13 protein-coding genes and 1 pseudogene are annotated in these 12,703 nt (G+C 71.2%); 11 read left to right on the forward strand and 3 right to left on the reverse strand.

The features are described 5' to 3' along the window. The 11 genes and pseudogenes from D7X96_RS36795 to D7X96_RS36845 form a co-directional block, all read left to right on the forward strand. Window positions 1–208 (forward strand): annotated as a pseudogene (locus D7X96_RS36795) (hypothetical protein); the annotation flags it as partial. A 12-nt stretch (window positions 209–220) separates the two neighbouring features. Continuing rightward, window positions 221–709 (forward strand): ATP-dependent helicase HrpB, encoded by a 489-nt coding sequence (locus D7X96_RS36800; RefSeq protein ID WP_120552862.1) that lies wholly within the window; start codon window positions 221–223, stop codon window positions 707–709. A 15-nt stretch (window positions 710–724) separates the two neighbouring features. Then, complete coding sequence (locus D7X96_RS36805; protein ID WP_121771832.1) at window positions 725–1,543, forward strand: flagellar M-ring protein FliF; 819 nt, start codon at window positions 725–727, stop codon at window positions 1,541–1,543. A 7-nt stretch (window positions 1,544–1,550) separates the two neighbouring features. Then, complete coding sequence (locus D7X96_RS36810) at window positions 1,551–2,030, forward strand: hypothetical protein (protein ID WP_120552864.1); 480 nt, start codon at window positions 1,551–1,553, stop codon at window positions 2,028–2,030. A 135-nt stretch (window positions 2,031–2,165) separates the two neighbouring features. Continuing rightward, window positions 2,166–3,317 (forward strand): FliM/FliN family flagellar motor switch protein, encoded by a 1,152-nt coding sequence (locus D7X96_RS36815; RefSeq protein WP_121725345.1) that lies wholly within the window; start codon window positions 2,166–2,168, stop codon window positions 3,315–3,317. Further along, on the forward strand, window positions 3,314–3,805 hold the full coding sequence (locus tag D7X96_RS36820) for a flagellar biosynthetic protein FliO (RefSeq protein ID WP_147442988.1): 492 nt from the start codon (window positions 3,314–3,316) through the stop codon (window positions 3,803–3,805). The genes D7X96_RS36815 and D7X96_RS36820 overlap by 4 nt, the downstream gene beginning before the upstream one ends. After that, window positions 3,802–4,527, forward strand: coding sequence for a type III secretion system export apparatus subunit SctR (gene sctR, locus D7X96_RS36825; RefSeq protein ID WP_120552867.1), 726 nt, complete (start codon window positions 3,802–3,804; stop codon window positions 4,525–4,527). The genes D7X96_RS36820 and sctR overlap by 4 nt, the downstream gene beginning before the upstream one ends. A 4-nt stretch (window positions 4,528–4,531) precedes the next feature. After that, window positions 4,532–4,801 (forward strand): flagellar biosynthetic protein FliQ, encoded by a 270-nt coding sequence (locus D7X96_RS36830; protein ID WP_120552868.1) that lies wholly within the window; start codon window positions 4,532–4,534, stop codon window positions 4,799–4,801. Next, window positions 4,798–5,592 carry an EscT/YscT/HrcT family type III secretion system export apparatus protein gene (locus D7X96_RS36835; protein WP_121771833.1) on the forward strand — a complete coding sequence of 265 codons (795 nt, stop codon included), beginning with the start codon at window positions 4,798–4,800 and terminating at the stop codon, window positions 5,590–5,592. The genes D7X96_RS36830 and D7X96_RS36835 overlap by 4 nt, the downstream gene beginning before the upstream one ends. Next, window positions 5,589–6,635: an EscU/YscU/HrcU family type III secretion system export apparatus switch protein gene (locus tag D7X96_RS36840; protein WP_121771834.1), complete on the forward strand. Its 1,047-nt coding sequence runs from the start codon at window positions 5,589–5,591 to the stop codon at window positions 6,633–6,635. The genes D7X96_RS36835 and D7X96_RS36840 overlap by 4 nt, the downstream gene beginning before the upstream one ends. Next, window positions 6,635–8,710, forward strand: coding sequence for a flagellar biosynthesis protein FlhA (locus tag D7X96_RS36845; RefSeq protein ID WP_120552871.1), 2,076 nt, complete (start codon window positions 6,635–6,637; stop codon window positions 8,708–8,710). Before D7X96_RS36840 ends, D7X96_RS36845 begins: the two co-directional genes overlap by 1 nt. A 3-nt stretch (window positions 8,711–8,713) precedes the next feature. Here the strand turns inward: D7X96_RS36845 and D7X96_RS36850 are convergent, their stop codons facing one another. From D7X96_RS36850 to D7X96_RS36860, 3 genes are all read right to left on the reverse strand, one after another. Continuing rightward, window positions 8,714–9,061 (reverse strand): HU family DNA-binding protein, encoded by a 348-nt coding sequence (locus D7X96_RS36850; protein ID WP_120542838.1) that lies wholly within the window; start codon window positions 9,059–9,061, stop codon window positions 8,714–8,716. 125 nt (window positions 9,062–9,186) lie between these two features. Further along, entirely contained in the window at window positions 9,187–10,566 is a 1,380-nt protein-coding gene (locus D7X96_RS36855; RefSeq protein WP_121771836.1) for a YhjD/YihY/BrkB family envelope integrity protein, read from the reverse strand. A gap of 309 nt (window positions 10,567–10,875) precedes the next feature. Continuing rightward, on the reverse strand, window positions 10,876–12,703 hold a 1,828-nt coding region (locus tag D7X96_RS36860), incomplete at its 5' end, for an Rne/Rng family ribonuclease (protein WP_121771835.1).

Here is a 12,703-nt window from a genome sequence, read left to right on the forward strand (position 1 = left end):
GACGGGGAGCGGGGCGACGGGGAAGGGGGAGGCGTGGGACCTGCTGGAGGCGCAGCGGCTGATGGCCGCGGACGGCCAGAAGTTCAACATGGCCTACCTGTCGCTCCAGAACGAGATGCAGAAGGAGAGCCGCGAGCACAACGCCATCTCCAACATCATGAAGGTCCGCCACGACTCGGCGAAGGCCGCCATCAACAACATCCGCTGAGGCGCGTTCGCGATGGCCATCGACAAGTTGGGAGCCGTGGGCGGCGCGGGCCCTTCGCCCGCGGTGGAGTCCGGCAGGGAAACGTTCGGCAAGGTGCTGGAGGGCGTGAGCAGGCCCGCGTCGCGCCCCGTGCCGGTGACGACGGAGGGGCCGCCGAAGCCGGTGCGCACGCCGGGCGAGGCCCCCGCCGGCACGTCGCGGGCGGACGGCGTGGAGCGGGCGAAGGCGGGCTGCGCGGAGGTGAAGCCGGGTGCCCGCGTGGATTCGGTCCAGGCGGCGCGCGGTCAGCAGGCGGTGGAGATGCTGGACCGGGTGGGGCAGGCGCAGCAGCGGTTGGATCACATCCTGAAGCTCGCCGAGTCCGGCCGCACGTTCACGCCCGCGGAGTTGCTCGCGCTCCAGGCCCACGTCTACCGCGCCAGTCAGGAGCTCGATCTCGCCGGCAAGGTCGTCGAGAAGGCCACCGGCGGCGTCAAGCAGGTCCTCCAGACCCAGGTGTGAGGAGTCCTTTCTTCCATGCGTTCCGCTCCCCTTCGTTGTCTCTGTTTCCTCCTGCTCCTGGCCGCCACGGCGTGCCGGGAGCGCATCCAGCACGGCCTCGACGAACGTCAGGCCAACGAGCTGCAAACGGTGCTCGTCGAGCGGGGGCTCGACGCGCGCAAGGTGCCCGAGCCGGGCAAGAAACCCACCTGGGCCATCGAGGTGACGGACGCGCAGTCCTCGGACGCGGTGCGCATCCTGGCGGAGCTGGGGCTGCCCCGGGTCGCGGCGGAGACGGGCTGCGACGTGTTTGGAGGGAGCGGGCTCGTGCGCTCTCCGCTGGAAGAGCAGGTCTGCCGCGTCCGGGGGATGGAGCGCGAGCTGGAGAAGACGCTCCAGACGGTGGACGGCGTGCTGCTGGCGCGAGTGCACCTGGTGGTGCCACCGCCGCCAAGGCCGGGTCAGGCCGCCACGCCGTCGAAGGCCTCGGCCATGCTGCGAACGGCACCCGGCGGCGCGGCGCGCGTGCGCAAGTCCGAGGAGACGCTGCGCGAGCTCATCGCGGGAGGCGTGGAGGGGCTGTCGCCGGAGGCGGTGTCGCTGCTGGTGGACGAGGTGACGACGCACGTGGAGGCGCCGTCGCCGAAGGGCGGTCCCGTGCCGCTGCGGCTGCGAGTGGTGCTCGCCCTGCTGGGCGTGCTGGTGACGGGGCTCTCTGGAGCGCTGGTCTGGGCCATGCTGCGCTGGAGGCACTACCGGGCCCTGGCGGAGAACCCGCCTCCGGCGGCGCCGCCCGCTCCGCCCACGCCCGCGAGGCCGGTGGTGACGCCGGGCCCCACGCGCAAGCTGGCCTGAGCGCGCCATGGACGTCACACGCGTGGGCCGGGTGTTGCGAAAGGCCCGGAAGCTCCTGCCTGCGAGGAAGGAATCACCCCGGGCCACGGTGGCGGACGTCACGCTGCCGGCGCTGTCCCTCCCGTTGGAGCGCATCGCGCTGGTCGTCTGCGTCCTGGCGCGGGAGCGGGCCGCGGAGCTGCTGGGCGGACTGGTGGATGCCGAAGCGGGCAGGGCGCTGCGCCACCTGGAGCGCTTCGCCTCCATGCCCTCCGCGCAGCGTCAGGCCAAGGTGGCGGTCGAGTTCGGGGAGAGGTCGGACGGCGCGAACCGGCTGGCCCTCTTCCTGGAGTCCGCTCCCGAAGCCCTGCGCCAGGAAGCCCTTCGCAGGCTGCCGCCGTACCACCGCAGCCGGTTTCCCGAGTGGGAAGGAACGCCCTCGCAAGCAGAGGCCGCGCCGGCCCTGACCGCCCTGGCGGAGCGGCGCATCCGCGAAGCCCTGCGCTGAGCGTCCTCGGGCGTGGAGGGCCATCCCGAAGACGGACCTCCACCCTCCTGCCAACACCCTGATTCCACGCGGCGGCCTCCTGGCCATGGCCGTGCACAGGGGACGTGTGTCCCATCGCCGTCCCGGAGCTTCCGGATGCAAACGAATCCCGTCAGGTCCCCCAGCATCGCGAAGAAGCCCACGCGGCCCTTCCGCCCCGGAGCACGCCGGCTGACGCGCGCCCACCTGGTGCTGGGGCAGCGGCCGCAGGTAGGGCGCTGGAGCGCGGAACTCCTGCGCGACGTGGGCGCGGCGCTGTCGCGGGACCTGGGCGCTGCCGTCAGTCTGGAAGGGCACCTGGTGCCTGCGGCGGTCCATCCGGAGCGCGAGCTGGCGATGGGGATGGTGTTCGCGCTGGTGGAGCTGTCAGCGGTGGGGGGCACCGCCATCGTGGAGCTGGAGGTTCCGTTGGTCTTCGCGGCGCTGGCGAAGCTGGCGGGAACGGGAACGCGACCAGCACCCGTGGCGGAGCTGACCCGGCTGGAAGAGTCCGCGCTGGTGTACCTGCTGCTGTCCGCCCTGGCCGCGATGCGTGGGCAAGGCGAGTGGGTGCGAAGGCTGGGGCCCCGCTTGTCAGCGGTGTCGATGCGGCGCGGTGAGGTGCTGACGCGAGTCGATCCGGGACAGCCCTATGTGGCGGTGTTGCTGACGGCCACGGTGGAGGGCGCGACGGTGGGAGGCCGGGTGCTCCTGCCCGCCCGCGCGGTGCAGACCGCGTTTCAAGAGCTACCCGTGGAGCCAGGAGGCGCCATCGCGTCCCAGGTGCTGGCGGCATCGGTCCCCGCGCGCTGCCTCGTGGGGCGCAGTCCCTTGCAGGGCTCGGCGGTGGATGCGCTGGCCGTAGGGGACGTCGTGCTCTTCGAGGGCGTGCGTCTCCGGGACGGCCGGGTGGAGGGGCCCGGACAGTTGATCACCCGGGGCTTCGCGCTCCGGGGTGGGTTTCACGCGGAAGGTTTTTCGACCGGGAGCGTGCACTCGCACGCGGCCCGACAGGAGCCGGACATGGTGGCGACGAACAAGCGGAGCGAGGCGATGCCGCCGCTCCCGGTGGATGTGGAGATCGAGCTGACGCGGCTGTTGTTGCCCCTGTCGGAGCTGGCGGCGCTGAAGCCGGGTACGTTGCTGCCCCTGCACGTGAACGCGAGCAGCCCCGTGCTGCTGCGCGTGGGCGACCGGGTGGTCGCGCGCGCGGAGTTGGTGGAGATCGAAGGCGAAGTGGGCGCCCGCATCCTGGCGTTGCTGCCGTGAGCCCAACCGTGAACACGTGGCTGTCTTCGTTCTCACCACGGGGCAGGTTGCTGCTCGCGTCGGCCCTGCTCGTGGGACTGGCGACGCTCGCACCCCTGGGTGGACTGTCGCTGGTGGGCACCTCGCGCCTGCTCATCGGCTCGATGGCGTTGGCGGGGTTGGGTTGGGTGTTGCTTCGCAAGGGAGGCGTGACCGGGAGCGCGGATGCGGCCGCTCCGGAGCCGCTGAGCATCGTCTCGCGGACGGGCCTCTCGCAGCGCTGCGGCCTCGCGCTCGTGGAGGCGGATGGACGGCGTTACCTCGTGGCCTATGGCGACACCTTCGCGGAGATCCATGAGACCCGCGCCCCAGCGGTCGTGCCGGGTGCCCTGCACAGGACGACGGTGAAGCCACGGGTGGACCTGGAACTGGAGCCGACAGTGCTCTTTCCCCGCGCGCGACAGACCCCGGTCACGTGTGGCGCATCCCGGAAGCGGGGTGGGGGATGAAGGCGCTCGGATGGGGAGCCGGCCTGTTGTTTCCCGCGCTCGCGTTCGCCGCGGAGCCCTCGTTGTCGCAGATGTCCTATGCCGGCAGTCCGCTGGCGATGATGGGGATGCTCGCGCTCCTGTCGCTGCTGCCCTTCGCGGTGCTGATGCTGACGAGCTTCTCGAAGATCGCCGTGGTGCTCTCCCTGGCGCGCTCGGCGATGGGCACCCAGCAGGCACCGCCGACGCTGGTGCTCACGGGGCTCGCGGTGGTGCTGACGGGCCACATCATGGCGCCGGTGATGGAGCGCATGTACGACGCGGGCCAGGCGGCGTACGACGAAGTGCACTCTGGAGCGCAGGTCCTCTCCGCCGCGAAGCAGGTGACGGAGCCGCTGCGCGCCTTCCTCGTGAAGCACGGCAGCCCGGAGGAGCGCGCCCGCTTCGTGGACCTGGCCCGCGAGCTGCGGCCTCCGGAGGAGTCGGAGCAGGTGCAGGAGACGGACCTGTTCGTCGTGATTCCGGCCTTCGTCATCACCGAGCTGAAGGAGGCCTTCCAGATTGGCTTCATCGTCTTCCTGCCCTTCCTGGTGCTCGACATGGTCATCGCCAACGTGCTGCTCGCGTTGGGCATGCAGACGCTGTCTCCGGGGCAGGTGAGCCTGCCCTTCAAGATCCTCCTCTTCGTCGCCGTGGATGGCTGGGCCCTGCTCGCGCGGGGACTCATCCTTGGCTACCGGTGACGCCATGACCCAGGACGTCCTGCTCACCCTGGGGCGTGAAGCCCTGCTGTTGATGGTGGTCGCCTCGCTGCCCCCCATTGGCGCGAGCCTCCTGGTGGGCTTCCTGATGAGCCTCTTCCAGGCAACGACCCAGTTGCAGGAGAGCACGCTGTCGGTGGTGCCCAAGCTGTGCGCGGCGGTGTTGTCCCTGGTGCTGGCGGGGCCATGGATCGCCGGGCAGCTCACGCGCTTCACCCAACAGCTCCTCATGCTCATCGCGGAGGTAGCGCTGTGAACCCGGAGGTGTTGGGTGAACAGCTCGTCTCCCTGGGGCCTCACGTGGTCGCGGTGGCGCTGTGCGCGGCCCGGCTCGTGCCCATCGCGTTCCTCTGTCCGTTGCTCGGAGGCCAGGCCGCGCCGACGACGGTCCGGCTGGGACTGGTGCTCGCGTTGTCGCTCTTCCTGCACGTCGAAGCGGGCGTGGAGTTCAGCGGCACGGTGGAGACGCCAGGGGTGATGGCGGGGCTCGTGGTGCGCGAGCTGGCCTACGGTGTCTCCGTGGGGCTCGTGTCCGCGCTGCCCTTCGACGCGGCGCGAATGGGCGGACGGTTCCTCGACCTGTTCCGGGGCACCTCCGCGGAGGCGAGCCTGCCGCAGGCGGGAAGCCGCGAGTCAGCCACGGGGGACGCGCTGTATCACCTGCTGGTGGCGAGGGTGGTGTCGGGGGCGCTGTTCCCCGTGGTGCTCTCCGCCCTGTTGCGCGGCTTCGGAGTGGTCCGGCTGGGAGCCTTCGTGCCCACGGAGGCCTCGGCCCTGCACGTGGTGGTGATGGTGGGGAGCGCGATGGCCACGGGGCTCGCGGTGGGGGCCCCGGTGGCGGCCGCGTCGCTCGCGGTGGATTGCTTCCTGGGCATGGCTTCGAGGGCCGCGGCACAGGTGAACCTCCAGGAGCTGGGGGCTCCGCTGCGCATCCTTGGGGGCGGTGCATTGCTGTGGCTGGGCGTGGGGCTGCTGTGTGAGCGGCTGCTCGCGGGCGTGGTCTCGACGGAGGGCGCGCTGGCGCTGCTGGGAGAGGTCTCCCGATGAGCGGCGAGAAGACGGAGCAGCCCACCGCGAAACGGCTGCGGGAGGCCCGGCGCAAGGGTCAGCTTCCTCGCAGCCGGATGTTGTCCTCCAGCGCGACGACGCTGGGCGGGCTGCTGGGCTTCATCGCGTTCGCCCCGGAGGGGTTCGCCCGGTTGAAGGACTGGACCGCGAGGCTGATGCTGGAACAGACGCTCGTGGGCGCATGGGAGGAGGGGGCCTGGGTCGCCGCCCGGCTGTGCGGCCCGGCCCTGGGGGGCGCATTCGCCGCATCGCTCGCGGTCTCCGTGGCCACCGTGGGCTTCGAACTGGACGCGCGCCACGCCATGCCGAAGCTGGAGCGCATCAATCCCTTCGCGGGCTTCAAGCGCCTCTTCAGCGTCCGGCCGCTCGTCGAGTCCGGCAAGGCGCTGCTCGTGGCGGCGCTGCTGGCCCTCATCGTCTGGAACGAGGTCGAGGCGATTGGCCCCGATGCCCTGCGGACCGCGTGGCTCGAGGGAACCCGCGGACTGGAGTTCCTGGTCGGCCGGTTGGGCGCATTGGTGACGCGGCTGGCGTGGGGGGGGCTGGGGTGCGGCGCGGTGGACTACGCGCTCGCCCGCCGCAGGCACATGCGCGAGCTGATGATGACGCGCGAAGAGATCAAACGGGAGCACAAGGAGAGCGAGGGCGACCCGCGTCACAAGGGACAGCGGCGCGCCCTGCATCGCCAGTTGGCGCAGGGCGGTCCGGCACGTGGAGTGCAGAAGGCCACCGCCGTGATCGTCAACCCCACGCACATCGCGGTCGCGCTCCGCTACGACGCGGGCGAATGCGACGCGCCCTACCTCGTGGCCAAGGGCCGCGAGCAGGACGCGCTCGCGCTCAAGGAGGAGGCGCGCCGGCAGGGCATCCCCGTGGTCAGGGACGTGCCGCTGGCCCGCAGCCTCATCCACTTCGACGTCGGGGAGTCCATCCCCGAGGAGCTGTACCAGGCGGCGGCCGTCGTGTTGCGGACCGCGATGGAGCTTCGCGAGCCGGACGACCGTCCACGGAGACAGACGTGATGCAACCCCTCATGAAGGTCTTGCTGAAGGCCCGCCAGTCCTCGGACGTCGTGCTCGCGGTGGCGATGGCGGCGGTGCTGGGGGCGCTCATCATCCCGCTGCCGGCGTGGCTCCTCGACGTGGGGCTCGCGGTGAACCTGGCCGCGGCGGTGGCGCTGCTGGTCGCGGCGCTGAACGCGAAGGACGCGCTGCGGGTGACGTCGTTCCCCACGTTGCTGCTCTTCACCACGCTGTTCCGGCTGTCGCTCAACGTGTCGTCTACGCGGCTGGCGCTCTCCGAAGGCCACGCGGGCGAGGTCATCCAGGCCTTCGGTGAGTTCGTGGTCCGAGGCGACTACGTGGTGGGCGCGGTGGTGTTCGCCATCCTCACGCTGGTGCAGTTGCTGGTGGTGACCAAGGGCGCGGAGCGGGTCGCGGAGGTTTCCGCCCGCTTCACCCTGGACGCCATGCCCGGCAAGCAGATGTCCATCGACGCGGACCTGCGCGCGGGCGCCATCGACCAGACGGTGGCCCGGCGCAGGCGGCGCGACCTGGAGCGCGAGTCCCAGATGTTCGGCGCCATGGACGGCGCGATGAAGTTCGTGAAGGGGGACGTCATCGCGGGCCTCGTCATCGTCGCGGTGAACCTGCTGGGCGGCACGCTCATCGGCGTGTTGCAGAACGGCCAGGCCTTCTCCGAGGCCGCCGCGACGTTCGCCCTCATCGCCATCGGCGACGGGCTCGTGTCCCAGGTGCCCTCACTGTGCATCGCGGTGGCCGCGGGCCTCGTCGTCACGCGGGTGGCGTCGGAGAAGGAAGAAGACTCGCTCGGGGTGGAGATCGGCTCCCAGTTCTTCGGCGACTTCCGCACGCTGGCCACCGTGGCGGGCCTTTGCGTCGCGCTGGCCTTGATGCCCGGCATGCCGCACGTGACCTTCCTTGCCCTGGCGGCGGGCCTTGGAGGGCTCGGGTATGCGCTGCGGCGCAACGCCCAGGCGCCAGAGAAGGCGCAGACGAAGGACGGCGCTCCAACGGGGCCGGCGGTGCCAGCCGGAGCCGCGGGCAAACCTCCGGAGAGCGCGAAGGCACCGGTCGGCGTGACGCCGCTCACGCTGGACCTGTCCGCGCAGCTGACGCCGCTCGCGGAGGCGGACGGAGGCGCCTTCGTGCACACGGTGCTGAACGCCGTCCGCGACGAGCTGTTCTTCGAGCTGGGTGTGCGCATCCCGGGCATCCGGGTGCGGACCCACGCCGCGTACCTGGGCCCGGGCGAGTACCGCATCCTCCTGGACGAAGTGCCCGCCGGTGGCGGCGTGGTGCAGCCCGGTGCGCTGTACGCGCTCGTGCCTCCCGGGGAGCTGGCCTTCCTGGAGGTCCAGGCGGAGGCCTCGGTGGAGCCTGCCAGCGGGCGGCCCATCAGCCGCGTGGGGGAGGGGGCCCGCTCCCGGCTGGAGCTGGCCCAGGTGCCGGTGCGCAAGCCCTCGGAGCTCATCGCGGACCACCTGCGCGCGGTGCTGCGCCTGCGCGCCTCCGCGCTGCTGGGGCTCCAGGAGGTGCAGGGACTGCTGGAGGGACTGGAGGCCCAGTCACCCGTGCTGGTGAAGGAGGCGCTGCAGAAGGTGCCGCTGCCGCTGCTGGTGGACGTGCTGCGGCGGCTCGTGCAGGAGCAGGTGAGCATCCGCGACCTGCGCGCCATCCTGGAGGCGCTCGTGGCGCCCACCACCGAAGGTGACGCCACGGCCCTGGCCGAGCGCTGCCGTCAGGCCCTGCACCGCTACCTGAGCCACCAGTTCGCGCCCACGGGCCCGCTGTACGCGTACCTCGTGGATCCCGAAGTGGAGGAGGTGCTTCGCGCCAGCGGTCCTCGAGGGCCCGCGCCGGAGCCGGAGCGCATCATGGAGATACTGGAGGGGGTGCGGCTCATCGCCAACGGGGGCCGGGCGGTGCTGCTCACGGCCCCGGACATCCGCCGTCCGCTGCGCAAGCTGTGCGAGGGCCCGTTCCCGGACGTGGCGGTGCTCACCTACGGCGAGCTGGACGGGGACCTGCAGATTCGCCCCATCGGCCGGCTGGCGCCGGTCGCCGTGGGGCGGTGAGGACTAGAGGGTGCCGGTGCCGCTGCTGCCCTTGAACTCGGAGGACGGCAGGTCCGACTGGGCCTGCAGCGGCGCGGGGCGGTTGACCCGGTCCCGCAGCTCCTTGCCCGTGCGGAAGAGCAGACCACGCTTGGGCTTCACCGGGATGACCTGGCCCGTCTTCGGGTTGCGACCCTGGTAGCCCTGGTAGTTCTTCACGTGGAAGGCGCCCAGGCCGCGAATCTCGATGTTCTCCCCGCGGCAGAGGGCGTCCTTCATCGACTCGAAGATCGTCTCGATGGTCGCCTCCGCCTGCTTCTGGGTCACGCCTCGTTTGGCGACGAGGATGTTGATCAGATCGGACTTGAGCATCGGACGCTCCCGCAAACCCCGTGACCCCTTGGTGACAGGGCTCTCTGGCCCGTGGTCGAGACCCGAATACATAACAGAACACCTCCTCCTTGCAAGCCGGGTGGGCTCCCAACCCTCTATAAACGTTACGGATTTCCGCCACTGGCCGCTGCCTTGGGGGCCTCGGGGGCGGGCGGGGCGGCGGCCAGCCCCGGGCGCAGGGCCGTCACCAGGTCCAGCCACCGGGTGCGGCGCAGCAGGTCGACCCCGGCACAGTCGGCCGCCTGGAACAGGGGCTCGAACTGTTCGAAGCCCGGGGCCTTGGGGCCCGTCCAGGTGTCGGAGCCGCCGGTGATCATCACCCCGTGCACGGCGAGCGTGGTGTCCGCGAGGGTGATGTCGGCGGGGTCCCTCGCCGGGCGCAGGCCGCCCCGGCGCGCCCGCTCCAGGAGGCGGGCCTCCACCAGCCGGTCCACCACTTCATGCACCAGCGACTCCGGCACGCGCAGCCGCGTGGCCAGCTCCCGGGGCAGGGGCGGGGTGCGTCCGTCCACCCAGCACAGCGTGACGTCCTGGGCGACGCGCGCGGCCACCAGCTCGTGCGCGCGCGGGTGGCTGCCGAAGGCGAAGAGTGAGTCCCGGAAGGAGACGTGCTCCACGGCGTAGGACAGCCGGGCGCCGAACAGCATCACCAGCCAGCTCACGTACACCCAGGCGAGGAACAGGGGCAGGGCGCCCAGCGACGCGTAGAGGGGGTTGTAGAGGAAGCTGCGCGCGGCGAACTCGGCGTACACCTGCTTCGCCAGCATCCAGCCCAGGCCGGCCACCAGTCCGCCCGCCAGCGCCGAGCGCACGCGCACGTGGGCATACGGCGTCCACAGGTACAGCAGCGTCAGGCTGCCCATGGCGATGAGCGTGGTGCCCACCCCGATGAAGAACGGCGCGGAGGGCGCGTAGGTCTGCAGCAGCACGCGGACCCGGCCGGTGCCGGAGAAGGAGATGGCCAGGAAGATGGGGCCCAGCACCAGCAGGCCCGCGTAGATGGACAGGCGCGTGAGCCACGGGCGCTGGCGCCGGATGCCCCACAGCTCGTTCACCGCGCCGTCGATGTGTCTCAGCAGCGAGCCCGCGGACAACAGCACCGCGAGGAAGCCCACGCTGCCCACCGCGATGGAGTCGCCCGGGTGCAGGAACCGGTCGAGCAGGGCGGCGGACTCCTCGCTGACCCCTGGCGCCAGCACCTCGGAGATGACGAAGCGCAGCTTCCGCTGGAACTGCTCCTGGTGGAGCGTGCGCAGCAGCACGATGCCCACGGTCAGCAGCGGCACCAGCGAGAACATGCTGATGTACGTGAGCGCGGCGGCGCGCAGGCGCAGGTTCTCGCCCATGAAGCCGCGCGCCACGGTGCGCCCCGCGAAGAAGATGTCCGCCGCGAAGCGGCCCGCCGACGTGGCCCCGATGGGCGCCCACACGCGGGTTGCTGTCTGGACCGCCCACACCCGTGCTCGCACGAGCGAGCGCCGCATGCCCCAGGACAGCTTCCGGAGCTTCACGGCTTCCTCCCGGCGCGCTTCCAGCCCGGCGCGGCCAGGTCGCGGGAGTCCAGGAGCGTGCGAAGGCGCGGAGGCGAGCGATTCATCGTGGAAGCGCCACCGTAGCCAAACCCTGCCCCGGCGAACCAGCCCTCCCGCCCCATCGGAGCGGACGTTGTCACCACATGCACGGGCCTTGTCCGCCTGGCTGGTCAGCATGCGGGAAGCCTCGCAAGCGCTTCAAAGCAGAAGGCCCGGCGGGATGTACCCACCGGGCCCTCGCTGTCACTCACACGTCAGGGCTCAGCCCTCGCCGCCACCGCCGGACGGCTCGGACGAGCCTCCGCCAGACGCCGCGGGAGGCGCGCCGCCTCCGTTGCCATTGCCGTTCTGGCCACCGCCGGAACCACCGCCGCGCTCGCCGCCACGGCCTTCTCCGCCACGGCCCTCGCCACCGCCGCGACGCTCACGGTCCCGGTTGCGGTCTCCTCCGCGCTCGCCACGCTCGGGGCGCCGGCCCTCGCGACGGTCTCCGCCGCCACGCTCGCCTCCGCGTTCCCCGCCGCGCTCGCCGCCGCCACGGTTCTCGCCGCCGCCACGGTTCTCACCGCCGCCACGCTCGCCACGGTCGCGGTCCCGGCCTCCGCCCCGGCGGCCCTGGTCCGGACGGCCGCCGTAGTTGCTGTCCGGACGGCGCTGCTGCATCGCCAGCTCGCCGTCACCGGAGCCCGGCGACGAGGCCACCTTGTGCTCGGGGCCCGTGGCCGACCGGCCGTAGATGTCGTACTGCTCGCGGTGGTAGTTCTGCTGCGCCTTCACCTGGATGGACTTGTTGTAGCGGTCCATCAGGTGCCGCAGCTCGTTGCGCTCCTCACCCTGGAGCAGGCGCGCGACCTCCGCGTTGCAGTTGATGACCAGCGTGGAGTCCTTGTAGCCCGGCGCCTCGCGGCGGATCTCCCGGAAGATCTCGTACGCGACCGTGGTCGCCGTCTTCACGAAGCCCTTGCCGTCGCAGTACGGGCAGTCCTCGTGCAGCACGCGGCCAATGGACTCGCGCACGCGCTTGCGCGTCATCTCCACCAGGCCCAGCTCGGAGATGCGCAGCACGTTCGTCTTGGCCTTGTCCCGGCCCAGCGCCTCCTGCAGCGACTTGAAGACCTTGTCGCGGTTCTGCGCCTTCTCCATGTCGATGAAGTCGCAGATGATGATGCCGCCGATGTTGCGCAGCCGGAGCTGGTAGACGATCTCCTTGGCCGCCTCGACGTTGATCTTGGTGATGGTCTCCTCGAGGCTCTTCTTGCCGACGTAGCGTCCCGAGTTGACGTCGATGGCCGTCAGCGCCTCCGCCTGGTCGATGATCAGGTAGCCGCCGCTCTTCAGCCACACCTTGCGCTGGGTGGCGCGCTGAAGCTCCTGCTCGATGCCGTAGGCGTCGAAGACGGGCTCGTCCGTCTCGTGCAGCACCACGCGGTCGCGCAGGGCAGGGTCCTGCGCGGTGACGAAGCCCTGGATGCGCTCGTACTCCTCCGCGTCGTCCACGACGAGCTTCTCGACGTCATGGGCGAACAGGTCGCGCGTGGCGCGCAGGATGAGGTCCAGGTCGGGGTGCAGCAGGCCCGGTCCGCCGCGCTTCTCGTTGCGGCGCACCACCTGGTTCCACACCTCGATGAGGAACCGGATGTCGCTCTCCAGCTTCTCCTGGGGAACGTTCTCCGCGACCGTGCGCACGATGAAGCCCGTGCCGGGCGGACGCAGGCGGTCCACGATTTCGCGCAGCCGGCGGCGCTCCTTCTCGTTGGAGATGCGGCGGCTGATGCCCACGTGGTCCACCGTGGGCATGAACACCAGGTGACGGCCGGGGATGGAGATGTGCGAGGTGAGCCGCGCGCCCTTCGTGCCGATGGGGTCCTTGGAAATCTGGACCACCACCTCCTGGCCCACCTTCAGCAGGTCTTCAATCTTGTCCGTCTTGCGCTGCTTGGGCTTCTCCTTCTCCTCGTCGCGCTTCTCGCGGCGGGGCTGCTCCTGGCGGCGCTTGTCCTTGTCCTTCTCGCGGCCCTCCCGGTTGCGCGGCTCGCGGGCCTCGCGCGCCTCACGCGGGGTGCGGCGCTCGCCGGAGACCTCGGCGGGG

The sequence above is a fragment of the Corallococcus interemptor genome, from assembly GCF_003668875.1.
Taxonomy (GTDB): domain Bacteria; phylum Myxococcota; class Myxococcia; order Myxococcales; family Myxococcaceae; genus Corallococcus; species Corallococcus interemptor.

Excerpts from the sequence above, each read along its gene's own strand:
- D7X96_RS36800 (WP_120552862.1), top strand. The coding sequence starts at position 221 with ATGGCCATCGACAAGTTGGGAGCCGTGGGCGGCGCGGGCCCTTCGCCC.
- D7X96_RS36850 (WP_120542838.1), bottom strand. The coding sequence starts at position 9,061 with ATGCTCAAGTCCGATCTGATCAACATCCTCGTCGCCAAACGAGGCGTG.
- D7X96_RS36840 (WP_121771834.1), top strand. The coding sequence starts at position 5,589 with ATGAGCGGCGAGAAGACGGAGCAGCCCACCGCGAAACGGCTGCGGGAG.
- D7X96_RS36810 (WP_120552864.1), top strand. The coding sequence starts at position 1,551 with ATGGACGTCACACGCGTGGGCCGGGTGTTGCGAAAGGCCCGGAAGCTC.
- D7X96_RS36805 (WP_121771832.1), top strand. The coding sequence starts at position 725 with ATGCGTTCCGCTCCCCTTCGTTGTCTCTGTTTCCTCCTGCTCCTGGCC.
- sctR (WP_120552867.1), top strand. The coding sequence starts at position 3,802 with ATGAAGGCGCTCGGATGGGGAGCCGGCCTGTTGTTTCCCGCGCTCGCG.
- D7X96_RS36815 (WP_121725345.1), top strand. The coding sequence starts at position 2,166 with ATGCAAACGAATCCCGTCAGGTCCCCCAGCATCGCGAAGAAGCCCACG.
- D7X96_RS36845 (WP_120552871.1), top strand. The coding sequence starts at position 6,635 with ATGCAACCCCTCATGAAGGTCTTGCTGAAGGCCCGCCAGTCCTCGGAC.
- D7X96_RS36855 (WP_121771836.1), bottom strand. The coding sequence starts at position 10,566 with ATGCGGCGCTCGCTCGTGCGAGCACGGGTGTGGGCGGTCCAGACAGCA.
- D7X96_RS36830 (WP_120552868.1), top strand. The coding sequence starts at position 4,532 with ATGACCCAGGACGTCCTGCTCACCCTGGGGCGTGAAGCCCTGCTGTTG.